The sequence below is a fragment of the Cypionkella sp. genome (assembly GCF_034376685.1).
Taxonomy (GTDB): Bacteria; Pseudomonadota; Alphaproteobacteria; order Rhodobacterales; family Rhodobacteraceae; genus Cypionkella.
Genome location: NZ_JAXMJJ010000108.1, coordinates 52018 through 74553 on the forward strand (window position 1 = coordinate 52018; position 22536 = coordinate 74553).

A 22536-nucleotide genomic window follows, 5' to 3' on the forward strand; every position below is an offset into this window, starting at 1 on the left:
AAGGCCTGCGATCACTGAACCGGGTTAGCAGAGGCCAGCAGCGCCGGGCTGCCGTCAAAGCGGGTGACCACCGCATCAGCGGGCATCACCGCGACCGGAGCCGACAATTCGCGGCGCAGCACCTCGGTCAGACGGTCCGTCACGACGACCTTTTGCGTGCGGCCCGCTTCTTCTTCGGCAATCGCCCGCGCCCCGCCCGCACCTTTGACATCAGCCACGATCATCCGTGGCCCCTGTATGATGGCCCCGGTGGCGGCATCGCGCACCGTCATCAGGAAATGCATCGAATGCACGCCGCCGATGGTGTAGCGGGTTTTCTCGGTCAGACAGTGAAAGCGCACCACTTCCAGATCCACCACCACGGGTTGGCCGATATGCATGGACGCGGTGCTGCGCGCAGCGGCGGTCTCGAAGATCGCTTTGACCTGCGCATAGCGGTCGCCCGGCAGATCGCCACGCCAGACGATATCGGCGCTGGGGCGGAAGGTGTTGGCTTCTGACACTTTCAGCGTGCGCGGCACAATAACGTTCACCGTCTTCACATCATACTCGGACTGCAACATCACCGGCCCCTGTCCGGCGGGCACTTGCGGCAAGCGCGAGGCTTGTGAAAGATCGGTGGAGACCTGGTTCTGTGACGACATGGTGCTGGTTTGCCCACAAGCTGACAGGCCCAGGGCCAGCACCAGAATGGAAAGAGACGTCATCTTCATTGCACTACCCTTTGGTTTGCCCCACCGCGTTTAGACGTATCGGGCGCTAACCAAATAAAGCCCGGTGAATGTGGCGGGTTTTTGGTGATGGTGGCGCGAAAGCAAGGTATGTTGGCGGTGCTTTGTGGCTGACGGCCGGTTTGCTCCATGCCCTGCGTCGCGATCAGAATGTGACCAAATCGCTGCGGAACATAGTTGTTAGCGCTAACAGTATCTGCTATGTTCTTGCCATGCAGCTTTCTGACCCAGTCTGCTTCCTTGCCAAGCCTGAGGTGCCCCATGTCGTTGAACTCTACCATTGACCGTGTGACAGACCGGATCCGTGAACGTTCGGCTCAGACGCGCGGAGATTATCTGACGCGGCTGGCGGCGGCGGTCGCACAAGGGCCTGCGCGCGGGCATCTGACTTGCGGCAATCAGGCCCATGCCTATGCGGCGACCGGGATTGATAAAGACGCCTTGGCAGCGGGCCGGGTGCCGAACATCGGCATCGTGACCGCCTATAACGATATGCTCTCGGCGCATCAGCCCTATGAGGATTATCCCAAACTGATCCGCGAGGCTGCCCGCAAAGCTGGTGCTACGGCCCAGGTCGCGGGTGGGGTTCCGGCGATGTGTGATGGCGTGACCCAAGGCCAAGCCGGGATGGAGCTGTCGCTGTTCTCGCGCGATGTGATTGCATTGTCGGCGGGCGTGGCTTTGTCGCACAACACCTTCGATGCGGCGCTGTTTCTGGGGGTTTGTGACAAGATCGTCCCCGGTCTGGTGATGGCGGCGGCGGCGTTTGGCCATATCCCGGCGGTGTTCGTGCCTGCGGGGCCGATGACCTCCGGTCTGCCCAACGATGAAAAATCCAAGGTGCGCAATGCGTTTGCCACCGGGGCAGTCGGGCGCGAAGAGCTGATGGCGGCTGAGATGGCCAGCTACCACGGCCCCGGCACCTGCACCTTCTACGGCACCGCCAACACCAACCAGATGCTGATGGAGTTCATGGGCCTGCATCTGCCGGGCGCGTCCTTCGTCAACCCCAACACGCCGTTGCGCGAGGCGCTTACCACTCATGCGGTCGAGCGTGCTGTCGCGATCACCGCGCTTGGCAATGATTTCCGCCCAGCGGGTGAGATTTTGGACGAACGCGCCTATGTCAACGGTCTGGTCGGGCTGATGGCGACCGGCGGCTCCACCAACCTTGTGCTGCACCTGCCCGCGATGGCGCGGGCCTCGGGCGTATTGCTTGATCTGGCGGATTTCGATGAGATCAGCCAAGCCGTGCCGCTGATGGCCAAGGTTTATCCCAATGGTCTGGCCGATGTGAACCATTTCCACGCGGCGGGGGGCTTGGGCTACATGATCGGGCAACTGCTGGATCACGGGCTGCTGCATGGCGATGCCAAGACGGTGGCGGGCGAAGGCTTGCGGCATTACCGCTCCGAGCCGAAGCTGCTGGATGGTCGGCTGACCTGGGCTCCGGGCTCGAACCATACGCTGAATGACAAGATCCTGCGGCCTGCATCTGATCCGTTCCAGCCGACCGGGGGCTTGCGGCAGTTGTCGGGCAACCTTGGGCGCGGCGTGATCAAGGTGTCGGCCGTGGCACCGGAACGACACATTGTTGAAGCACCCTGCCGAATTTTCCACGACCAAAACGATGTGAAAGCCGCGTTCAAGGCCGGGGAGTTCACCTCTGACACCATCGTTGTGGTGCGCTTCCAAGGCCCGCAGGCCAATGGCATGCCTGAACTGCATTCGCTGACGCCGATGCTGTCGGTCTGTCAGGATCGCGGGCTGAAGATGGCTTTGGTGACGGATGGCCGGATGTCTGGGGCTTCTGGCCGAGTGCCTGCGGCGATCCATGTCTCGCCCGAAGCGGCGAAAGGTGGCCCACTTGCGCGGCTGCGCGATGGCGATATTGTGCGGCTTGACGCGGTGGCGGGCACGCTGTCGGTGCTGGCCGCCGATTTCGACACCCGCACCCCGGTTATCGCTGATCTGTCCGCCAACCGCCACGGCATGGGCCGCGAATTGTTCGAGGCCTTCCGCCAGTCGGTTGGCAACTCGGAAACTGGTGCCGCTGTGGTGATCTGAGTTTTGCCTCCGGCGGGAGTATTTGAGAAAGAGCAGGTCATCCTCTCTGCTCAAATATCCCCGCCGGAGGCTCCTGAATTTCAACCTGCCCCAAAAGAAGGGGATGGAGACGACAATGAAACCAAGCAAACAATCCCGCCTCGCCGCTGAAATCTGCCGCCTTGCCCCGGTGGTTCCGGTGCTGGTGATCGACGATCTGGCGCATGCCAAACCGCTGGCTGAGGCCTTGGTGAAGGGCGGTCTGCCTGCGTTGGAAGTCACCCTGCGCACCGCTTGTGCGCTGGATGCGATCCGCGCGATGTCCGAAGTGCCGGGCGGTGTGGTGGGTGCCGGCACCTTGCTGACGCCTGCGGATGTGAAGGCGGCGAAGGCGGCGGGTGCCAAGTTTGGCGTCTCACCGGGGGCCACCGAACGGCTGCTTGATGCCTGTGCGGAATATGAGCTGCCGCTGCTGCCGGGGGCCGCGACGGCGTCAGAGATCATGGCGCTGCTGGAAATGGGCTACACGGTGCAGAAATTCTTCCCGGCTGAGCAGGCGGGCGGCGCGGCCTATCTGAAATCCATCGGATCGCCGATTCCGCAGGTGTCGTTCTGCCCGACCGGGGGGATCAGTTTGAAAAATGCGCGGGATTATCTGGGCTTGAAGAATATCCTGTGCGTTGGCGGCTCGTGGGTTGCGCCGAAAGAGGCGATGGCCAAGGGCGATTGGGCGGCGATCACCACGCTGGCGGCTGAGGCTGTGCTGCTGCGCTAATCACCAAGGCGCGGTTGCCTGATCCTATGGATTTGACGGAAACCGCGCTGCCCGCCCGCCCCGACGTTTGGGGTGTTCGGGCGCGGTCAACGCCTCGGTGAGCACCTTGGTCATCGGGTGATCGGGGTTTGGTATGCCGTAATGCGCCAGCAGTGCACGGATGCAGTCGGGGGTATTGACCACCGCAGGCAGGCTGAGCACCCAGTCGATGAAGATCGAGCCGCATTCGCCATAGCTGATGCCTTCGATGTTGTAGCTTTCGCGCACCAGCCCTTTCGGGTCTGCCTCTGATAAATCCACCGCGCGTCTCCCCATGCGTCACCCGTTCAGATGGGCCGAAATCACCTGCTCTGCAAGCGCCGCCTTGCGCGCCAGCCGTTCTGTCAACGCCTTGGTGCCGGTCTCGGTTTCAACCGCCCCAACCTCGCGCAACAAAAACGCCCGCCCGCCAAGCCCCAGACTTTCTGGGTCAAGCGGCTTGTCAGACAGCAGTTTGCTGGCCGCCTGCATTTGCCAGCACAGCCTGTAGGCATCCAGCAGCGCCGTCTGATCCGAATGCGACAGTTTACCAAGCGTTCCGCCAGTGATCTGGCCACCCGCCGCGATCTGGCGCTCCACTCCGCGCGCGGGGCTGGCAGCTTGCAGGGCCACGGTTTGCGCCAGCAGTTCAATGTCCATCATCCGACCGGGGCCGAATTTGGCATCCCAACCGCCCGCGCCCGGTTTCGCCTCGGCCAGCCGTGCGCGCATGTCGGCCACGTCTTTGAGCACCGTTGCGCCCTGCCCCTTGATCGCAATGGTTTCGCGACGGAACGCCTCAACCTCGGCGGCCAGCGTGGCCTCTCCGGCCAGCACCCGCGCGCGGGTCAGCGCAAGATGTTCCCATGTCCAGGCCTCATGGGTCTGATAATTGCGGAACGATTCAATCGAGGTCGCCACCGGCCCCTGCCGCCCCGAAGGCCGCAGCCGCACGTCGACCTCGTAAAGCCGCCCTTCCGACATCTGCGCCGACAGTGCCGTCACCATCGCTTGCGTCAGGCGCGCGTAGTAGGGCCGCGCGGCCAAGGGGCGCTTACCGTCAGAATTCTCTACCCCGGCGGCATCGTAGATCATGATCAGGTCAAGGTCAGAGCTCGCATTCAGCCGCCCTGCCCCCATGCTGCCCATGCCCAGCACCACCGCCCCCCGGCCCGGCGCAGCGCCATGTTTCGCGGCAAAATCCGTGCAAACCACCGGCCACAGCGCCGCAATCACCGCCTCGGCCAGATCGGCGTATTGCTTGCCCGCTTCAAAGCCATCAATCAGCCCGCGCAGATGATGCACGCCGATGCGGAAGTGCCATTCCTTCATCCAGCGCCGTGCGGCGTCGAGTTTGCGTTCATAATCAGGGATATCTTCCAAGCGTCTGGAAAGCTCTGCCCGCAGCGCCGCCACCCCCGGCCAAGCCGCAAAGAACGAACCGCCAATCACGCCATCGAGCACAGAGGCATTGCGCGCAAGATAGCGTGCCAAGGCGGGCGAGGTGCCTGCAATGTCAATGATCAGATCCACCAGCGAGGGATTGGCCTCGAACAGCGAAAAGATCTGCACCCCCGAAGGCAGCCCCGCCAGAAATCCATCCAGCGCCACCAACGCCTCATCCGGGTTGGCCGCGCGCGACAAACGTTTAAGCAAAACCGGACGCAGTCGCAGGAATATCGCCTGCGCGCGGTCAGAGCGCAGCGCGGCATAGCTGCTCCAGCCTTTGACGATGGCTGCGGCGTGGCTGGACAACTCGGGGCCGTCTTCGACAGCACTCGGCGCGAAAAACCCCTCGGTCAACCGATCGGTGCGCCCCAAACGGTCCAGCAGACCCGCGCGGAACGCGGCTTCATCCTGCCCACAGAAGGCGGCGATGCGCGCCACGCCTTCCGGGGTGCCGGGCATGGTGTGGGTCTGCTCGTCGTTCACCATCTGGATGCGGTGTTCCAAGTCGCGGTGCTGAATGTAAAGCTGCGACAATTCCTGAGCCACCTCTGGCGGCAGCCAGTCTTTGCTGGCCAGCGCCGCAAGACCGCCCAACGTGCCACGGTCGCGCAACGTCACATCGCGGCCGCCGGCGATCAGTTGTCGGGTCTGGGTGAAAAATTCGATCTCACGGATGCCGCCCTGCCCCAGCTTCATGTTATGGCCTTCAACCGTCACTGCCCCATTCAACCCGCGATGCTCGCGGATACGCAGGCGCATGTCGTGGGCGTCCTGGATCGCGGCGAAGTCGAGGTGTTTGCGCCAGACAAAGGGGATCAGGGCCTTCAGGAAGCGGTTTCCGGCGGTAATATCACCACCACAGGGCCGGGCTTTGATATAGGCGGCGCGCTCCCATGTGCGGCCTTGCGCTTCATAGTAAGCCTCTGCAGCGGCCATCGACAAGCAGACTGGCATGACAGAGGCATCCGGGCGCAGGCGCAGATCGGTGCGGAACACATAGCCTTCCGCCGTGACTTCCGACAGCATCGCCGCCATCTTGCGGGTGACTCGGATAAAGGCCGCACGGGCGTCTTGCCAATCATCACCGTAGCGGTCTTGATCGAACAGACAGATCAGGTCGATGTCAGAGGAGTAGTTCAGCTCTCCTGCGCCCATCTTGCCCATCGCAAGGCTGACCATGCCGCCCGCCGTGGCCGCATCATCGGGGGTGGCACCGGGCAGCTTGCCGCGACGGATTTCGTCAGCCACCAGCCGCTTCATCGCCAGATCAACCGCCCGGTCGGCCAGATCGGTCAAAGCCCCCGTCACCTGCATCAGCGACCACACCCCGCCCAGATCGGCCAAAGCCGTCAGCAAAGCCGCGCGGCGTTTGGCTTGGCGCAAGGCGTTGGGCAGCGCATCAAGATTGACCTCATTCAGCGCCACCATCACCCCGGCAAAGGCGGTCTCTGGCGCAAGCGTTAACGCCACCCGCAGCCAATCGGCCTCACGCTGCATCAGGGCTTTGAGATAGGGGCTACACCCGGCGGTGTTGGCCAAAAGGCCGCGCAGATCGGGCGCGATGTCCGTAAAACTGGTGGCAACATCGGCGGCCTGATCGCGATCATAGGCGATGGGCTGGCGGGTCATTCGGGCGGCGAAATTCTGGCTCATGCCCGCAATTTGCGGTGCCGCGCGCGCCGGGTCAACGGCAAGACTTGCTTGGCACCGGGGCTTTGTCGATAAAGCCGGAAAACGGAGGCGATGATGAGCAAGAGTTTGGCGCGGGTCGTGGCGGCCATGCAGGCACATGGGGTCGCAGGTGCGCCGCTGGAAATGCCGGGAGAAACCCGCACCGCCGCGCAAGCTGCTGCGGCTGCGGGCTGCGCGCTGGATCAGATCGTGAAGTCGATCCTGTTTGGCGGTCCGCGCGGGCTGTATCTGTTTCTGACTGCAGGCGGCAATCAGGTGGATGCCGCCCGCGCCAGCGCGCTGGCGGGTGAGCCCTTGGGCCGTGCTGATGCCGCGCAAGTGCGCGCGGTGACAGGCTTTGCGATCGGCGGCGTTTCACCCTTGGGCCATCTGACCGCATCGCCGCTGTGGATGGACCCGACGCTGCTGACCTATCCCACCGTTTGGGCCGCAGCCGGAACGCCCCGGCATATCTTTGCGATCCCCCCGGCGCAGTTGCAGCGGATCACCGGGGCCATGCTGGCAGATTTCACAGTCTAGGCAGGTTTTCGCGCGTTTCCGCCGCCGGGCACGCGTTGATGTAAATATCTTTCACATAGCTCTTGAAAGCTGAGGCAACACAGCGCATCTTGGCTCATGTGAAAGACATTCACATACACCGAAACACGGGAGTCCGCCGATGAATACCAGTTCGACCACCGCCCCCTCTTCCGGCGGAATCTTCTCCTTCCTGCGCCGCGCCGAGGCTTGGCTGGATGATCGGGGCAGATTTGCCTGGATCGCCGCCATGGTGCTTGGTTTCATTTTCGTCTGGCCGGTTGGCCTAGCCCTGCTGGGCTATATGATCTGGAGCAAACGTATGTTCAGCCGTTCGTCCTGCGCGGAGCGCCGCGCCCGTCACTTTGACCGTCACACACATTGGGGTGGCCACTCGGCGATGCGCCCCTCGGGCAATGCCGCGTTTGATGCCTACAAGACCGACATGCTGCGCCGTCTGGAAGATGAGCAGACTGCGTTTGAATCCTTCCTGCAACGCCTGCGCGAAGCTAAGGACAAGTCGGAATTCGACAGCTTCATGGAAGACCGCGCCCGTGCCGCCTCTGCCCCTGCTGCGCCGACTGAAGTGGCACGTCCCGGCGAATACTGATCCTCGGGTGATCGTCTGACCCCAAAGCCCCCCGGTTTGCGCCGGGGGGCTTTTGTTTGCTCAAGCTTTGCATCGGGTTGCGCGCGCCGTTGGACGTTTCGGATTGCGCTTGGCGGCAGCGCTTGGCCTTGCTAGGGTGTTGCATCCCTAACTTTGCAGCCCGAGATAATGCGCCACACCCTTCCGATTGCGCCCCAATTCTATGTGACGGCACCGCAGCCCTGCCCGTATCTTGACGGGCGGATGGAGCGTAAACTGTTCACAGCGTTGCAGGGCGATCAGGCGCAACGTCTGAATGACTCGCTGTCGAAACAAGGGTTTCGGCGCTCGCAGAACGTGCTCTATCGTCCGTCCTGTGCGGAATGTTCGGCTTGTTTGTCGGCGCGGATCCGGGTGGCTGATTTCAAACCCAGCCGCACCCAGCGCAAGATCATGAAGAACGCAAGCCATCTGCGCCGCAATGCGACCAGCCCTTGGGCGACCGAGGATCAGTTCAGCCTGTTCCGCCGCTACTTGGATGCCCGCCATGCCGATGGTGGCATGGCGGATATGGATGTGTTCGAATTTGCCGCGATGATCGAGGAAACCCCGATCAAAAGCCGGGTGATCGAATATACCCGCGCGGCTGGGCCGGGAGAGCGCGGGCGGCCTTTGGCATGTGTTGCCTTGACCGACGTGTTCGATGACGGGCTGTCAATGGTTTACAGCTTTTATGACCCGGATATGATTGATCTGTCTTTGGGGACGTTTGCCATTCTGGATCATATCGCCATCGCGCGCGAAGCCGGGCTGCCTTATGTTTACTTGGGCTATTGGGTGCCGGGCAGCCGCAAGATGGGCTACAAGGCGGGCTTCAACGCGCTGGAGATTTTCAAGCACGGCGCGTGGCAGGATATTGGCGACCCTGCCGATCATCGCGCCGAATTGCATCCGCTGTCGGTCGATCCGATTGCCGAGCAAGTCGCCCGCATCAGCCTGCCCGAAGCCCGCAGCGTGCCGCGGGAGTGATCGGGGCGTTTGCGCTTTTGGTGCCGGACTATGATCAGGCGATCCGGTTCTTCTGTGACGGGCTGGGATTCAAGCTGACAGCCGATATTGATCAGGGTCACAAAAGATGGGTGACGGTGCAGCCTGCGGCGGGTGGGGTGCAGCTGGTGTTGGCGCAGGCCAAGGATGCGCGCGAGATGGCGGCGGTGGGGGATCAGGCGGGTGGGCGGGTCTGGCTGTTCCTGCACACCGATGATTTCGCCCGCGATGCCGCGCGGATTGTCGCGGCGGGTGGGGTGTTTGAGGAGACCCCGCGCATTGAGGACTATGGCACGGTGGCGGTCTGGCGCGATGTTTGGGGCAATCGCTGGGATCTGCTGCAACCTATCTAGCGCGCCACGCGTGGACAGATTTCGGCCCCAGCAAAATCAACGGCTTGCCTACCCCGATTCAGACATTGTTCATCTTTGCGCGGTTTGAAACCTCGACCACGATTTTTCCGCCAAAAATCGGCTTCTTGGCACAGGTGGCGCCGACTCAGGGGCGTGAACGGGCGGTGGGCGGAGTAAAAGTTGCGAAAATTACCGATTGATCCGGTAATTTGTAATTAAAGTTCAAAAAACCCACCTCTGGCGACATATTTCTTGTCGATTTGCAGTTGACGCCCCTGCCCCGCCGCCATAGTTTCGCCGTCGAAGCTCAAGGGGTCTGCAATGCTTAGCATTCTAGTCGTCGTAAGGATAAAGCGCATGGGCCGGTAACGGTTGACCATCAGGTTTCCCATGCGCCCCCGAGACACCTCCGGGGGCTTTTTGTTGACCAAAAGGGCCTGTGGCCCAAACGTAGGAAAAGATCATGACGCGTCAGATGACCGGAGCACGAATGGTGGTTCAAGCCCTGAAGGATCAGGGTGTTGAAGTCGTATTTGGCTATCCGGGTGGCGCTGTCCTACCAATTTACGATGAGATTTTCCAGCAAAACGACATCCGCCACATTCTGGTGCGCCACGAACAGGGTGCCATTCATATGGCCGAAGGTTATGCGCGCTCCACCGGCAAGGTGGGCGTGGCTTTGGTGACCTCGGGTCCGGGGGCCACCAATGCGGTGACTGGGCTGACTGATGCGCTGTTGGACAGCATTCCGCTGGTGGTGTTGTCGGGCCAAGTGCCGACCTTCATGATCGGCACCGATGCGTTCCAAGAGGCGGATACCATTGGCATCACCCGGCCCTGCACCAAGCATAACTGGCTGGTGAAGGACACCGAGAAGCTGTCGGAAACCATCCATCAGGCGTTTCATGTGGCTTCGCATGGCCGCCCCGGCCCGGTGCTGATCGACATTCCGAAAGACGTGCAGTTCGCCACCGGCACCTATACGCCGATGGAGAAAACCCGCGTGTCGCATTACCAGCCGCGGGTGAAGGGCGATATCGACGCTATCACCGCGATGGTCGAGATGATGGAAACCGCCGCGCGTCCGGTGTTCTATACCGGCGGCGGCGTGGTGAACTCGGGCCCTGCGGCAAGCCAGCTTTTGCGCGAGTTTGTGGAGGCCACCGGCTTTCCGATCACCTCGACCCTGATGGGTCTGGGGGCCTATCCGGCCTCTGGTCCGGCGTGGCTGGGGATGCTGGGGATGCACGGGCTGTATGAAGCCAACTTGGCGATGCATGGCTGCGATCTGATGATCAACATCGGCGCGCGGTTTGACGACCGTATCACCGGACGGATCCCCGATTTCAGCCCGCATTCGAAGAAGGTCCATGTCGATATTGACCCGTCCTCGATCAACAAGGTGATCCGGGTCGATGTGGGCATCGTGGGTGACGTCGGCCATGTGCTGGAAGACGCGCTGAAGATCTGGAAAGCCCGTGGCCGCAAGGTGAATAAAGACGGGCTGGCGAAGTGGTGGAAGCAGATTGCCGAGTGGCGGGCAGTGAAATGCCTTGGCTACAAGGGATCTAGCAAAGTCATCAAGCCGCAATATGCGTTGGAACGGCTGGAAGCGCTGACGAAGGGCATGGACCGCTATATCACCACCGAAGTCGGCCAGCATCAGATGTGGGCGGCGCAGTATCTGGGTTTTGAGGCTCCGAACCGTTGGATGACTTCCGGTGGCTTGGGCACGATGGGTTACGGCCTGCCCGCGAGCATTGGCGTGCAGATCGCGCATCCTGACAGTCTGGTGATCAACGTCGCTGGCGAGGCGTCGTGGCTGATGAATATGCAGGAAATGGGCACCGCGATGCAGTTCCGCGCGCCGGTGAAGCAGTTCATCCTGAACAACGAGCGTTTGGGCATGGTGCGGCAGTGGCAGGAATTGCTGCATGGCGAGCGCTATTCGCAAAGCTGGTCGGAAAGCCTGCCCGATTTCGTCAAGCTGGCGGAGGCGTTCGGCTGCAAGGGGATTCAGGTGTCGGACCCGAAAGACCTCGACGATGCGATCATGGAAATGATCCGCTATGACGGGCCGTTCATCTTCGATTGCCGGGTGGAGAAGCACGAGAATTGCTTCCCGATGATCCCCTCAGGCAAGCCGCATAACGAGATGCTGTTGGGGGATGCGGATACCCAAGGTGTGATCGGTGCCAAGGGCGCGGTTTTGGTTTGAGATGTCGAACCGGGGGGCTCGCCCCCCGGACCCCTGAGGATATTTTTACACAGAGGATGACCAAAGATGTCTCCGCTAAACATCAAGAAAAGCGCGTCCAGCCATTCGGCTTATGAGTTGCGCGACCCGAATGCGCCGGTGATTGAGACGCATACTCTGGCGGTGATCGTCGAGAATGAGCCGGGGGTTTTGGCACGGGTGATCGGCTTGTTCACCGCGCGCGGCTATAACATCGACAGTCTGACGGTGGCCGAAGTGGATCATACCAGCCACCGCAGCCGGATTACCGTGGTGACGACGGGCACGCCCGAAGTGATCGTGCAGATCAAAGCGCAACTGGCGCGCATGGTGCCGGTCTATGAGGTGCATGATCTGACGGTGGAAGGCCCCGCTGTGCAACGTGAACTCGCGTTGCTGAAAGTGGCGGGCAAGGGCGAGGCGCGGATTGAGGCGCTGCGGTTGGCCGAGATTTTCCGCGCGCATGTGGTGGATTCGACGCTGGAGTCCTTCGTGTTCGAGATGACCGGCACACCGGAAAAGATTGACAGCTTTGCCGAGCTGATGCGGCCTTTGGGCCTGCGCGAGATGGCGCGGACCGGGGTGGCGGCGCTGTCGCGCGGGGTGTGAGGGTAACGCCTGCGCGACACGTTCGCGCAGGCCATTTCCGACCAGCCCGATCTGGCCTATACCGAAAGCAATCGGGAGGCCGCGATGATCATTGAATTCGGACATTTCACCTTGGTGCTGGCCTTCATGGTGGCGCTGGTGCAATCCAGTCTGCCGCTCTGGGGCGCGTATCGGCGCGATGCGCGGTTGATGGCGGTGGGCGATCCGGCGGCGGTTATCCAGTTTCTGCTGGTGGCAACCAGCTTTGCGGCGCTGACCTATGGCTTTGTCACGTCAGACTTTTCGCTGAAACTGGTGGTCGAGAATTCGCATACCGACAAGCCGATGCTGTATAAAGTGGCGGGGGTTTGGGGCAACCATGAGGGCAGCCTGTTGCTCTGGGTGCTGATTTTGGCGGGGTTTGGCGCCTGCGCTGCGTGGTTTGGCGGTAATCTGCCCAGCAGCCTGAAGGCGCGGGTGTTGGCGGTGCAGGGCGCGATTGGCGTGGCGTTCATGGCGTTCATGCTGCTGACCTCAAACCCCTTTGTGCGGCTGGCCAGCCCGCCGATGAACGGCAATGATCTTAACCCGCTGCTGCAAGACCCCGGTTTGGCGTTTCATCCGCCGTTTTTGTATCTGGGCTATGTCGGGCTTTCGATGAGCTTTTCTTTCGCCATCGCCGCCCTGCTGGAAGGCCGGGTGGATGCGGCTTGGGGGCGCTGGGTGCGGCCCTGGACGCTGGCGGCGTGGATTTTCCTGACCATTGGCATCGCGATGGGCTCGTGGTGGGCCTATTATGAACTTGGCTGGGGCGGGTTCTGGTTTTGGGATCCGGTGGAGAACGCCAGCTTCATGCCGTGGCTGATCGCGGCGGCGCTGTTGCACTCGGCCATCGTGGTGGAAAAGCGCGAGAGCCTGAAAGCCTGGACGATCTTGCTGGCGATCCTGGCGTTTGGATTCAGCCTGACGGGGACGTTTATTGTCCGATCGGGCGTGATCACCTCGGTGCATGCCTTTGCCAATGATCCGGCGCGGGGGGTGTTCATCCTTGGCATTCTGGGCTTCTTCATGGGCGGGGCGCTGACGCTGTTTGCGTTTCGCGCCAGCGTGTTAGAGGCGAAGGGCGTGTTTGGGGTGATCAGCCGGGAAACCGCGCTGGTGGCCAACAACCTGCTGCTGGCGGTTTCGGCTTTGGTGGTGTTTGTCGGCACGATCTGGCCCTTGATTGCGGAACTGGTGTTCGCGCGCAAACTATCCGTCGGCCCGCCGTTCTTTGACGCGGCATTTTCCCCCTTCATGGTGATCCTTGCCATCATCCTTCCAGTAGGGGCGATGCTGCCGTGGAAACGGGCTGAAATTCGGCGGACATTGCGGCCATTGCGCGGGGCTTTGGCGCTGGCTTTGGCGCTGGGGCTGCTGATTTATGCCATGCAATCGGGCAAAAGCGCGCTGGGTCCGGTGGGGGCCTCGCTTGGGGCCTGGGTGGTGCTGGGCGCGCTGGTGGATCTGGGACAGCGGCTGGGGCGCGGCAGCCTTGGCGCGCGACTGGGGCGGCTGACCCGCCTGCCCCGCGCCGATCTGGGCAAGATGCTGGCACATGCGGGCATGGGTGTCACGATCTTTGCGGTGGCGGCAATGACGGCCTGGACCACCGAGGATATCCGCACCGTGAAGATCGGCGAAAGCTTTGCTTTGGGCGAATATGAGGTGACATTGCAGGCGGTCAATGATGTGGCGGGGCCGAATTACACGTCGATTATGGCGGATTTGCTGGTGCGCAAGGCCGGGGTCACCGTGGCAAGCTTGCATCCTGAAAAGCGGGTCTATCCGGTGGCCGGGATGCCCACGACCGAGGCCGCGATTGATCTGGGGGTGTTCCGTGACCTGTATCTGGTGATCGGGGACGCGCAAAATGATGGTGGCTATGCGGTGCGCAGCTATATCAAACCCTTCGCCAACTGGATTTGGGGCGGCGCTTTGCTGATGGCGCTGGGTGGGTTCTTCAGCCTGTCAGACCGGCGCTTCCGGGTGGCGGCGGGTGCGCGGGCCCCCGTGGCCGTGGCGGCGGAGTAGGTGATGCGCAGCTGGATCCTTGCTTTGGTGCTGATCGCTTCCCCGGCTTTCGCGGTGCAACCCGATGAAATCCTGCCCGATGTGGCGCTGGAAGCGCGGGCGCGGGCGATCTCCGAAAACCTGCGCTGCCCGGTCTGTCAGGGCGAAACCATCGACGATTCCAACGCACCGATCAGCCGCGATCTGCGGCTGGCGGTGCGCGAGCGTCTGGTGGCGGGCGACAGCGATGATCAGGTGGTCGATTACATCGTGGCGCGGTTTGGCGAATTTGTGCTGTATAAGCCGCGCGCCCAAGGATCGAGCCTGATCCTGTGGCTGGCGGGTCCGGCCATGCTGCTGGCGGGCGCGGGGATCGCTTTGGCGATGTCGCGCAAACGCGCGGCGGCCCCCGAGGCGGAAAGCCTGAGCGAAGCCGATAAGGCACGACTGGCCGAACTGCTGAAAAAGTGACGCTGGGTTTCACTGGCCCGGCTTCCCTGCCCTGATAAGCTAGTGCGGATCAGGGGGGCTTTAATGTTTCAGACCATTACATATCAGCTGAGCGCGGGCGTGGCGGTGATCACGCTCAATCGACCCGAGGTGATGAACGCGCTTTCGACCGTGCTGCGGACGGAAATGCGCGAGGCGGTGCTGCGCGCCAGCGATGCGGGGCGCGTGCTGGTGATCACCGGGGCGGGCCGCGCGTTCTGCTCGGGTCAGGATCTGGGTGATGCGGCGGCGATTGGCGCGCTGGATCTGGAGCGGATTCTGAATGAAGAATATGTGCCGCTGCTGAAGGCGATCACCGATTGCCCGATACCTACGATTTCAGCGGTGCAAGGGGCTGCGGCGGGGGCTGGGGCCAATCTGGCGCTGGCGGCGGATGTGGTGATCGCTTGCGAAAGTGCCAGCTTTATTCAGGCCTTCACCCGGATTGGTTTGGTGCCGGATGCTGGCGGCAGCTATTGGTTGCCGCGCCAGATCGGGCTTGCACGGGCGATGGGCTCGATCCTGTTTGCCGACAAGGTGACGGCGCGGCAGGCGGCGGATTGGGGCATGATCTATGAATGCGTGCCAGATCAAGGCTTTGCCGCACATTGGCAGGCGCGCGCCCTTGCCCTGGCGAACGGGCCGACCCTGGCCTATCGCGGTGTGAAAACCGCGCTGCGGGCGTCGTTTGGCAATGATCTGGATCAGCAACTGGCGCTGGAGGCGCGGTTGCAGGGGGAATGCGGCGCTACGGAAGATTTCCGTGAAGGTGTCGCGGCATTTCTGGAAAAGCGCGCCGCAAAATTTCGCGGCGTGTGAGGGCGGCTTAACGCCGCCCGGCCTTGCGGGTTGACAGCAGCAGGTTGGTTTCCGAGGTCAGCACGCCATCAATATTGCGGATGCGGTTGATCACCTCATCCAGTTCGATCAGGGTCTGGGCGGAAATCTCGGCGATCAGGCTCCATTTGCCGTTGGTTGAATGCACCGCCATCACCGCAGGAATCCCTGCCAGCCGCGCCATCACCTTCTCGCCGCCCTTGCCCTCGATGATGATCATCATCAGCCCGCGCACCGGGGCTTCGGCGACATCTGACCGCGTCAGCACAGTAAAACCCGCGATTTCGCCCTTGGCAGTCAACCGCTCCATCCGCGTGCGGACGGTGGCGCGGGACAGGCCAAGGCGTTCGGAAAGGTCGGACAAAGCCGCACGACCGTCGCGGCGCAACTCGGCAATCAGGCGCGTATCGGTTTCGTCCAACATGGTCAACTTTCCTGCCATTATGCGAGGTGGATTATGCAGATCGCCATAAATATCTGTATGATTCGACGCAAGATGGAAAGAGTATCGCGCCAAAGGAGAATCCCATGCCCAACACCATTCTGATCGGTGCGCCGATTGACGAAGGCCAGCGCCGCCCCGGTTGCGTGATGGGGCCAACCGCCTATCGCGTGGCAGGGTTGGCGCAAGCCATCCGCGAATTGGGGCATGGGGTTGAAGATTGGGGCGATATGGCGCTGCCCGCGTTGCAGGTGGTGAACTGCCCGAATCCGGCGGTGCATAGCTTGGCGGAAGTGCTGGGCTGGACCGAAGTGTTGGCCGACAAGGTGGATGATGCCTTAAGCCAAGGCGGTTTGCCGATTGTTCTGGGCGGCGATCATTCGCTGGCTTTGGGCTCGGTTGCCGGGGCCGCAAGCTATGCCGCGCGGGTGGATCGCCCGCTGTTCCTGTTGTGGCTGGATGCGCATTCGGATTTCCACACTCCGATGACCACCCAAAGCGGCAATCTGCACGGAACACCGGTGGCCTATATTGCGGGCCGTGAGGGATTTGAGGCTTTTCCTCCCTTCCCCAAACCGATCCCGGCGGCGCGGATTTGTCTTTATGGTATCCGTTCGGTGGACCCTGCCGAACATGCGGCGCTGTTGAAACATGACATTGCGATCAATGACATGCGGGTGCTGGATGAGCGTGGCATCGTCGCCCCGTTGCGGGAGTTTCTGGATATGGTGCGGGATGCGGGCGGCATGCTGCATGTGTCGTTGGATGTGGATTTTCTGGATCCGTCGATTGCGCCGGCGGTCGGCACCACGGTTCCGGGCGGCACGACCTTCCGTGAGGCGCATCTGGTGATGGAACTGCTGCACGAATCCGCTCTGGTGACCTCGCTGGATTTGGTCGAGTTGAACCCGTTTCTCGATGAGCGCGGCCGCACCGCCAAACTGATGGTCGAATTGGTAGGCTCGCTGATGGGCCGCAAGGTCTTCGACCGCCCCACCCGCAGCTTCTAACCTTTCACCCAAGGAAACCCGATGAACACGCCGTCGCGTCAGGCCTATGTGCCCTTCGTCTCTGTCGATCACATGCTGAAACTGGTGCTGCATCTGGGGGTGGAGCAGGTGTTGATTGACCTTGCCGCCGAGATTGAGGCGGATTTTCACCGCTGGCCCTTGTTCGACAAAACGCCTCGGGTGGCTTCGCATTCCGATGTTGGCGTGATCGAGTTGATGCCGACTTCGGACGGTGAGACCTATGGTTTCAAATACGTCAACGGCCACCCCAGCAACATGAAGAAAGGCTTGCAAACCGTTACAGCCTTTGGACTTTTGGCAGATGTGGCGACGGGTTATCCGGTGCTGCTCTCAGAGATGACCATCCTGACCGCGCTGCGGACGGCGGCTACGTCAGCGATGGCGGCGAAGTGGTTGGCGCCTGCGGGATCGACCACGATGGCGCTGATCGGCAATGGTGCGCAGGCGGAATTTCAGGCGCTTGGCTTCAAGGCGATCTGCGGGATTTCCGACGTGCGGCTTTACGATATTGACCCTGCGGCGACGGCGAAATGTGCGGCGAACTTGGCGGGCCGGGGCCTGAAGGTGGTGTCTTGTGACACGCCTGAAGAAGCCATTCTGGGCGCGCAGATCATCACCACCGTCACGGCGGACAAGCAGTATGCCACGATCCTGACCGATAACATGGTCGGCTCTGGCGTGCATATCAACGCGGTCGGCGGCGATTGCCCCGGCAAGACCGAGCTGCATAAGGACATCCTGCTGCGGTCGTCGATCTTCGTTGAATACCCCGAGCAGACCCGGATTGAGGGCGAAATTCAACAGTTAGACGCCGATCATCCGGTGATCGAATTGTGGCAAGTTATCAACGGCCAAGCCAAGGGCCGGACGGATCTGCGCGAGATCACCTTGTTTGATTCTGTGGGTTTTGCCGTCGAGGATTTCAGCGCCTTGCGCTATGTGCGCAGCAAGCTGGAGGAAACCGGGCTGTTCACCCAGTTGGATATGATCGCCGATCCCGATGATCCGCGCGATTTGTTCGGGATGATCTTGCGGGCAGGTTAAGCCGGATCGCGGTAGCTGTGCCGCCTGCCCTGCCAGTCGGTGATTTGATAGGCATCGCCTTGGGCTTCGACATAGCCCGGCCCAATTGGCACTTTGCCAAATCCACCTGGAATATCCAGCACATAGGTGGGAACGCCGATACCTGACAGCCTGCCCCGCAACTGCGCCATGATCGCCTGACCCGCGGCGATTGTGGTGCGAAAATGGCTGGTGCCGCGGGCAAGGTCGCAATGGTGCAGGTAATACGGCGTCACGCGGTGGCGCAGCAGGGTGCGGAACAGGGTTTCCAACGTGGCGGCATCGTCGTTGATGCCGCGCAGCAAAACGGTTTGCGACAGCAGCGGAATACCGGCATCGGCGAGGCGTTTCAGCGCAGCCTGTGCGGCGGGGGTGATTTCCTGCGCATGGTTGGTGTGCAGCACAAGGTAAGTGGTGGGCCGCGCGCGCAACGCTGCGATCATTTCATCGGTGATCCGCGCCGGGGCGACCACGGGGACGCGGGTGTGAAAGCGCACGATCTCGACATGCGGGATCGCCGACAACCGCTGCATCAGCGCGGACAGACGGCGCGGTGACAGCACCAAGGGATCGCCGCCGGTCAGGATCACCTCCCATATCGCGGGGGTCGCGGCGATATAGGCAAGGGCCGCCTCCAGATCCGCTTCGGGCAAAGCGCCGTCTTCGCCCACCGCCTCACGCCGGAAGCAGAAGCGGCAATAGACCTCGCAGGTGTGGGTGGCGGCAAGGATGACGCGGTCGGGGTAGCGGTGGGTCACGCCGGGGGTGGGGCTGTAGGTGGTGTCACCGATGGGGTCGTGCAGTTCTTCCGGGCGGATGGTGAGCTCGGCGGCATCAGGCAGGAACTGGCGAGCAATCGGATCATCACGATCGGTCAGCGCCGCCTGCATCTCGGGCGAAAGCCGGATGCGGAAGGCTTCGGCCACCTGCTGCAATGCATTGGCTTGCTCGGCGGGGGCCAACCCCGCCGCAACCAGATCCTCAACCCGCGTCAGCGCGCGCTGTGGCAGAATTGTCATATCGACCGCCTTCAAAACTCCAGCGGTGCTTATCCGCGCGCCGGGTTGAAATGGCAAGCGGCCCTAATGCAGCCGAAATTCGCCCACTACGTTGCGCCATTCCCCCGGCGCGATCAGCTTGCGATGGGTGAATCGCACCGAATGCAACGGGCCTTCGATCTGGCTTTGCCAAAACTCGATAAAGCCGAAAAGCTGCGGATAATCCGGGGCAAGATCATAGTCTTGCCAGGTGAAGCTATTGAGAACATTGCGATAATCCGGCATCCGGTAGTATAGCTCTGCCGTTGTCAGCCCGTAGCCTTTCAGCATCAGTTCGGTCTCGGATGTGCGCATGGGTTGCCTGCCTTTCCAAAGCCCACAAGTACATCCTGCGCTTCGCATATTAATTTTCAATAAAAACAGTGTGTTATCACTCACATGCGCCTGCTGCCAAAGCCATTTGCGCACCTGCCTTGCACCCCAAATGCGGGATAGTGTAAGGTGCCGCTAACAATATCTAGACCCTATACAGGAAGGCGCGGCCCCAGTGACCGACACTCCGGAAACCCCTGAAACGGCTGACGAAAAACCGATCCGCATGCACCATGACGGGCCGCAGATCGACATCGCCGCCGAGATGAAGACCGCCTATCTCGATTACGCGATGAGCGTGATCGTTTCGCGGGCGATCCCCGACCTGCGCGACGGTTTGAAGCCGGTGCATCGGCGCATCCTGTTTGCGATGCACGAGACCAACAACAGCCACGACAAACCTTACCGCAAATCGGCGCGCCCGGTGGGCGATACGATGGGGAAATACCACCCGCATGGCGATAGCGCGATCTATGACGCGCTGGTGCGGATGGCGCAGCCGTTCTCGATGAGCCTGCCTTTGCTGGACGGCCAAGGCAATTTCGGCTCGATGGACGGCGATGCGGCGGCGGCGATGCGCTATACCGAAGTGCGGATGGACAAGCCTGCGGCGTTCCTGCTGGCGGATATCGACAAGGAAACCGTTGATTTCCAAGACAACTATGACGGAAAAGACCGCGAGCCCACCGTGTTGCCCGCGCGTTTTCCGAACATGCTGGTCAATGGTGCGGGCGGTATTGCCGTGGGCATGGCCACCAACATCCCGCCGCATAACCTGGGCGAAGTGATCGACGGCACATTGGCGATGATCGACAATCCCGACATCAGCATTGAAGCGTTGATGGAGATTATCCCTGCCCCGGATTTCCCGACCGGGGCGACCATTCTGGGCCGTGCGGGCGCGCGCAAGGCTTATCTTGAGGGCCGAGGTTCGGTGATCATCCGTGCCAAGACCCGTATCGAGGAAATCCGTAAAGACCGCTGGGCGATCATCATTGATGAGGTGCCGTATCAGGTCAACAAAGCCCGGATGATCGAAATTATCGCCGAACAAGTGCGCGAGAAAAAGATCGAAGGCATCGCCCATGTGCAGGACGAATCCGACCGGATCGGCGTGCGGGTGGTGATCGAGTTGAAGCGCGATGCCACGGCGGATGTGGTTCTGAACCAGCTTTATCGCTTCACACCGATGCAAACCTCGTTCGGCTGCAACATGCTGGCGCTGAATGGTGGGCGGCCAGAGCAGTTGACGCTTGCCGATTTTCTGCGTCATTTCATCACCTTCCGCGAAGAAGTTGTCGCTCGCCGCACCGCTTACGAGCTGCGCCGCGCGCGGGAACGCAGCCATATCCTGTGCGGTCTGGCGGTGGCGGTTTCCAATGTCGATGAGGTGGTGGCAACCATCCGCTCCTCGGCCGATCCGGCCGAAGCGCGCGAACGGCTGATGACGCGGCGCTGGCCTGCTGGCGAAATCATCCCCTATATCAGGCTGATCGACGATCCGACCCATCCGGTCAACGAGGATGGCACCTATAACCTGTCGGAACTGCAAGCCCGCGCGATCTTGGATCTGCGGCTGCAACGCCTGACCGCGATGGGTGTGAAGGAAATCACCGACGAGCTGCAAGAGCTGGCCGGCAAGATCAAGGATTACCTTGAGATTCTGGGCTCGCGCGATCGCATCATGGCGATCATCTCGGACGAGCTGCGCGAAGTGAAAACCGCATTCGCCGTGCCGCGCCGCACCGAGATCGTCGACTGGGCCGGCGATATGGAAGACGAAGACCTGATCGAGCGCGAGGATATGGTCGTCACCATCACCTCGGGCGGTTATATCAAACGCACGCCTTTGATCGAATTCCGCAGCCAGAACCGCGGCGGCAAGGGATTGTCGTCGATGGCGACGAAAGAAGATGATGTGGTGACGACGTTGTTTGTCGCCAACACCCACACTAACCTCTTGTTCTTCACCACCGATGGCATGGTCTACAAGCTGAAAACCTGGCGGCTGCCCTTGGCGGGGCGGACGGCGAAGGGCAAGGCGATGGTGAACATTCTGCCGATTACGCAAGGGGTTAGCATTGCAGCGCTGATGCCGGTGGATGCACCCGAGGCTGAATGGGAAGACCTGCAAATCGTCTTCGCCACCTCGGACGGCGATGTGCGGCAGAACGATCTGTCGGATTTCACCAATGTGATGCGCAACGGCAAGATCGCGATGAAGCTGCCGGAAGGCGTGTTCCTGGTGAACGCCGCAATTGCCGATGAGAACGACGATATCATGCTGGTCACGGCAGGCGGGCGGGCTATTCGCTTCTCGACGCAGGAAATCCGGGTGTTCAAATCGCGCGGCTCGACTGGCGTGCGGGGCGTGCGTCTGGGCAAAGACGACAAAGTGGTGTCGATGTCGATCATCCGGCATTTTGAGGCCGAACCCGATGAACGCGCGGCATACCTCAAACAGCGTCGCCTGATGGCGGGGGCGGTTGAGGACGAAGCGGAAGCCGATGACGATGAAGAAGCCGTCAGCGTGGGTCAGCTTTCCACCGAACGCTATGCCGAAATGTCGGCGGCCGAGGATCTGATCTTGACCATCACCACCTCGGGTTCCGGCAAGCTTAGCTCCAGCCACGATTATCCGGTGCGTGGACGTGGCGGCATGGGCGTGAAGGCGATGGACGGCGCGATGCGCGGCGGTCCGCTTGTGGCGTCTTTCCCGGTCGATATGAGCGATCAGATCATGCTGGCAACCTCCACAGGGCAATCCATCCGGGTGCCCGTTGAACAAATTTCCTTCCGCTCGCGCTCGGCAGGCGGGGTAAAGGTATTCAACACCGGAAAAGGTGAAGAAGTGGTTTCCGTCGCCCGTGTGGCTGAACAGGGCGATGAATGAACTTGAGGCGCGGCTGGCCCAACTGGCCGCGCTTCAGCAGACGATCACCTATGGCCAACTGGCGCGCGATTTGGCCATTCCCGGACCCGGCGCTATTGCAAGACTGACGCAAGCGCTTGAAACTCTGATGGAAATCGATGCTTTGGCGGCCCAACCCCTGCGGGCCGCCTTGTGCGCGGGCCGGTTGGCGCAGGGCCTGCCTGCCCCCGGCTTCTTCACAAAAGCAGCGCATTTGGGTTACATTTTAGGCGATAACCCCGAAGAATTTGTGCTGCACCACCGCCAAGCGCTTTGGGCCGCCGCAAAATCGTAACCGATTT

At 61.5% G+C, this 22536-nt stretch carries 23 protein-coding genes; 15 read left to right on the forward strand and 8 right to left on the reverse strand.

Features of this window, described 5'->3' with window-relative positions; translation table 11 throughout:
- Nucleotides 1-11: 11 nt before the first annotated feature.
- On the reverse strand, nt 12-713 hold the full coding sequence (locus tag U1A24_RS20290) for a DUF6778 family protein (RefSeq protein ID WP_322323799.1): 702 nt from the start codon (nt 711-713) through the stop codon (nt 12-14).
- Nucleotides 710-1012 carry a hypothetical protein gene (locus tag U1A24_RS20295; protein ID WP_322323800.1) on the reverse strand — a complete coding sequence of 101 codons (303 nt, stop codon included), beginning with the start codon at nt 1010-1012 and terminating at the stop codon, nt 710-712. Before U1A24_RS20295 ends, U1A24_RS20290 begins: the two co-directional genes overlap by 4 nt.
- Here U1A24_RS20295 and edd point away from each other — a divergent pair.
- Together edd and eda are read left to right on the forward strand one after the other, a co-directional pair.
- Nucleotides 993-2798 carry a phosphogluconate dehydratase gene (edd, locus tag U1A24_RS20300; protein WP_322323801.1) on the forward strand — a complete coding sequence of 602 codons (1806 nt, stop codon included), beginning with the start codon at nt 993-995 and terminating at the stop codon, nt 2796-2798. The two genes, U1A24_RS20295 and edd, sit on opposite strands and share 20 nt — an antisense overlap.
- 115 nt (nt 2799-2913) lie before the next feature.
- Nucleotides 2914-3552, forward strand: a complete 639-nt coding sequence (eda, locus tag U1A24_RS20305) for a bifunctional 4-hydroxy-2-oxoglutarate aldolase/2-dehydro-3-deoxy-phosphogluconate aldolase (RefSeq protein WP_322323802.1) — start codon at nt 2914-2916, stop codon at nt 3550-3552.
- Between the two features lie 24 nt (nt 3553-3576).
- On the opposite strand, the gene U1A24_RS20310 is transcribed toward eda, so the two are convergent.
- Both U1A24_RS20310 and U1A24_RS20315 read right to left on the reverse strand, forming a co-directional pair.
- Entirely contained in the window at nt 3577-3852 is a 276-nt protein-coding gene (locus tag U1A24_RS20310; protein ID WP_322323803.1) for a hypothetical protein, read from the reverse strand.
- Between the two features lie 18 nt (nt 3853-3870).
- Nucleotides 3871-6672: a glutamine-synthetase adenylyltransferase gene (locus U1A24_RS20315; protein WP_322323804.1), complete on the reverse strand. Its 2802-nt coding sequence runs from the start codon at nt 6670-6672 to the stop codon at nt 3871-3873.
- Nucleotides 6673-6765: 93 nt separating this feature from the next.
- Between U1A24_RS20315 and U1A24_RS20320 the strand changes: the two genes are divergently transcribed.
- The 4 genes from U1A24_RS20320 (at nt 6766) to U1A24_RS20335 (ending at nt 9216) form a co-directional block, all read left to right on the forward strand.
- Nucleotides 6766-7230, forward strand: a complete 465-nt coding sequence (locus U1A24_RS20320) for a YbaK/EbsC family protein (RefSeq protein WP_322323805.1) — start codon at nt 6766-6768, stop codon at nt 7228-7230.
- Between the two features lie 139 nt (nt 7231-7369).
- On the forward strand, nt 7370-7837 hold the full coding sequence (locus tag U1A24_RS20325; protein WP_322323806.1) for a DUF2852 domain-containing protein: 468 nt from the start codon (nt 7370-7372) through the stop codon (nt 7835-7837).
- Between the two features lie 168 nt (nt 7838-8005).
- On the forward strand, nt 8006-8845 hold the full coding sequence (locus tag U1A24_RS20330) for an arginyltransferase (protein WP_322323807.1): 840 nt from the start codon (nt 8006-8008) through the stop codon (nt 8843-8845).
- The gene (locus tag U1A24_RS20335; RefSeq protein ID WP_322323808.1) at nt 8842-9216 is read left to right on the forward strand and encodes a VOC family protein; all 375 of its coding nucleotides are present in this window, start codon (nt 8842-8844) and stop codon (nt 9214-9216) included. Before U1A24_RS20330 ends, U1A24_RS20335 begins: the two co-directional genes overlap by 4 nt.
- Nucleotides 9217-9431: 215 nt before the next feature.
- Here U1A24_RS20335 and U1A24_RS20340 read toward each other — a convergent pair whose 3' ends face one another.
- Nucleotides 9432-9608, reverse strand: coding sequence for a hypothetical protein (locus tag U1A24_RS20340; protein WP_322323809.1), 177 nt, complete (start codon nt 9606-9608; stop codon nt 9432-9434).
- Nucleotides 9609-9679: 71 nt separating this feature from the next.
- Between U1A24_RS20340 and U1A24_RS20345 the strand changes: the two genes are divergently transcribed.
- The 5 genes from U1A24_RS20345 to U1A24_RS20365 all read left to right on the forward strand — a co-directional run bounded on the left by U1A24_RS20345 (nt 9680) and on the right by U1A24_RS20365 (nt 15400).
- Nucleotides 9680-11434, forward strand: a complete 1755-nt coding sequence (locus U1A24_RS20345; RefSeq protein WP_322323810.1) for an acetolactate synthase 3 large subunit — start codon at nt 9680-9682, stop codon at nt 11432-11434.
- Nucleotides 11435-11500: 66 nt separating this feature from the next.
- Nucleotides 11501-12061, forward strand: a complete 561-nt coding sequence (gene ilvN / locus U1A24_RS20350; protein WP_054004557.1) for an acetolactate synthase small subunit — start codon at nt 11501-11503, stop codon at nt 12059-12061.
- An 84-nt stretch (nt 12062-12145) separates the two neighbouring features.
- Complete coding sequence (locus tag U1A24_RS20355; protein ID WP_322323811.1) at nt 12146-14113, forward strand: heme lyase CcmF/NrfE family subunit; 1968 nt, start codon at nt 12146-12148, stop codon at nt 14111-14113.
- Nucleotides 14114-14116: 3 nt separating this feature from the next.
- On the forward strand, nt 14117-14563 hold the full coding sequence (locus U1A24_RS20360; protein WP_322323812.1) for a cytochrome c-type biogenesis protein: 447 nt from the start codon (nt 14117-14119) through the stop codon (nt 14561-14563).
- A gap of 63 nt (nt 14564-14626) precedes the next feature.
- Nucleotides 14627-15400, forward strand: a complete 774-nt coding sequence (locus U1A24_RS20365; protein ID WP_322323813.1) for an enoyl-CoA hydratase-related protein — start codon at nt 14627-14629, stop codon at nt 15398-15400.
- Between the two features lie 7 nt (nt 15401-15407).
- Here the strand turns inward: U1A24_RS20365 and U1A24_RS20370 are convergent, their stop codons facing one another.
- Nucleotides 15408-15839 (reverse strand): Lrp/AsnC family transcriptional regulator, encoded by a 432-nt coding sequence (locus U1A24_RS20370; RefSeq protein ID WP_322323847.1) that lies wholly within the window; start codon nt 15837-15839, stop codon nt 15408-15410.
- Between the two features lie 107 nt (nt 15840-15946).
- Between U1A24_RS20370 and rocF the strand changes: the two genes are divergently transcribed.
- Together rocF and U1A24_RS20380 are read left to right on the forward strand one after the other, a co-directional pair.
- Nucleotides 15947-16870 (forward strand): arginase, encoded by a 924-nt coding sequence (gene rocF / locus U1A24_RS20375; protein WP_322323814.1) that lies wholly within the window; start codon nt 15947-15949, stop codon nt 16868-16870.
- Nucleotides 16871-16891: 21 nt separating this feature from the next.
- On the forward strand, nt 16892-17935 hold the full coding sequence (locus U1A24_RS20380; RefSeq protein WP_322323815.1) for an ornithine cyclodeaminase: 1044 nt from the start codon (nt 16892-16894) through the stop codon (nt 17933-17935).
- Here the strand turns inward: U1A24_RS20380 and U1A24_RS20385 are convergent.
- Together U1A24_RS20385 and U1A24_RS20390 are read right to left on the reverse strand one after the other, a co-directional pair.
- On the reverse strand, nt 17932-18972 hold the full coding sequence (locus tag U1A24_RS20385; protein WP_322323816.1) for a lysine-2,3-aminomutase-like protein: 1041 nt from the start codon (nt 18970-18972) through the stop codon (nt 17932-17934). The genes U1A24_RS20380 and U1A24_RS20385 overlap by 4 nt on opposite strands.
- Nucleotides 18973-19035: 63 nt before the next feature.
- Complete coding sequence (locus U1A24_RS20390; protein ID WP_322323817.1) at nt 19036-19305, reverse strand: usg protein; 270 nt, start codon at nt 19303-19305, stop codon at nt 19036-19038.
- Nucleotides 19306-19498: 193 nt separating this feature from the next.
- On the opposite strand from U1A24_RS20390, the gene gyrA reads away from it, so the two are divergent.
- Together gyrA and U1A24_RS20400 are read left to right on the forward strand one after the other, a co-directional pair.
- Nucleotides 19499-22216 carry a DNA gyrase subunit A gene (gyrA, locus tag U1A24_RS20395; protein ID WP_322323818.1) on the forward strand — a complete coding sequence of 906 codons (2718 nt, stop codon included), beginning with the start codon at nt 19499-19501 and terminating at the stop codon, nt 22214-22216.
- Entirely contained in the window at nt 22209-22529 is a 321-nt protein-coding gene (locus U1A24_RS20400) for a hypothetical protein (RefSeq protein WP_322323819.1), read from the forward strand. The genes gyrA and U1A24_RS20400 overlap by 8 nt, the downstream gene beginning before the upstream one ends.
- Nucleotides 22530-22536 lie beyond the last annotated feature (7 nt).

Bases quoted from the DNA above. Each gene is read 5' to 3' on its own strand.
- U1A24_RS20290 (WP_322323799.1), bottom strand. From the start codon at position 713: ATGAAGATGACGTCTCTTTCCATTCTGGTGCTGGCCCTGGGCCTGTCA.
- edd (WP_322323801.1), top strand. From the start codon at position 993: ATGTCGTTGAACTCTACCATTGACCGTGTGACAGACCGGATCCGTGAA.
- U1A24_RS20295 (WP_322323800.1), bottom strand. From the start codon at position 1,012: ATGGTAGAGTTCAACGACATGGGGCACCTCAGGCTTGGCAAGGAAGCA.
- eda (WP_322323802.1), top strand. From the start codon at position 2,914: ATGAAACCAAGCAAACAATCCCGCCTCGCCGCTGAAATCTGCCGCCTT.
- U1A24_RS20315 (WP_322323804.1), bottom strand. From the start codon at position 6,672: ATGAGCCAGAATTTCGCCGCCCGAATGACCCGCCAGCCCATCGCCTAT.
- U1A24_RS20320 (WP_322323805.1), top strand. From the start codon at position 6,766: ATGAGCAAGAGTTTGGCGCGGGTCGTGGCGGCCATGCAGGCACATGGG.
- U1A24_RS20325 (WP_322323806.1), top strand. From the start codon at position 7,370: ATGAATACCAGTTCGACCACCGCCCCCTCTTCCGGCGGAATCTTCTCC.
- U1A24_RS20330 (WP_322323807.1), top strand. From the start codon at position 8,006: ATGCGCCACACCCTTCCGATTGCGCCCCAATTCTATGTGACGGCACCG.
- U1A24_RS20340 (WP_322323809.1), bottom strand. From the start codon at position 9,608: ATGGGAAACCTGATGGTCAACCGTTACCGGCCCATGCGCTTTATCCTT.
- U1A24_RS20345 (WP_322323810.1), top strand. From the start codon at position 9,680: ATGACGCGTCAGATGACCGGAGCACGAATGGTGGTTCAAGCCCTGAAG.
- ilvN (WP_054004557.1), top strand. From the start codon at position 11,501: ATGTCTCCGCTAAACATCAAGAAAAGCGCGTCCAGCCATTCGGCTTAT.
- U1A24_RS20355 (WP_322323811.1), top strand. From the start codon at position 12,146: ATGATCATTGAATTCGGACATTTCACCTTGGTGCTGGCCTTCATGGTG.
- U1A24_RS20360 (WP_322323812.1), top strand. From the start codon at position 14,117: ATGCGCAGCTGGATCCTTGCTTTGGTGCTGATCGCTTCCCCGGCTTTC.
- U1A24_RS20365 (WP_322323813.1), top strand. From the start codon at position 14,627: ATGTTTCAGACCATTACATATCAGCTGAGCGCGGGCGTGGCGGTGATC.
- rocF (WP_322323814.1), top strand. From the start codon at position 15,947: ATGCCCAACACCATTCTGATCGGTGCGCCGATTGACGAAGGCCAGCGC.
- U1A24_RS20380 (WP_322323815.1), top strand. From the start codon at position 16,892: ATGAACACGCCGTCGCGTCAGGCCTATGTGCCCTTCGTCTCTGTCGAT.
- U1A24_RS20385 (WP_322323816.1), bottom strand. From the start codon at position 18,972: ATGACAATTCTGCCACAGCGCGCGCTGACGCGGGTTGAGGATCTGGTT.
- U1A24_RS20390 (WP_322323817.1), bottom strand. From the start codon at position 19,305: ATGCGCACATCCGAGACCGAACTGATGCTGAAAGGCTACGGGCTGACA.
- U1A24_RS20400 (WP_322323819.1), top strand. From the start codon at position 22,209: ATGAATGAACTTGAGGCGCGGCTGGCCCAACTGGCCGCGCTTCAGCAG.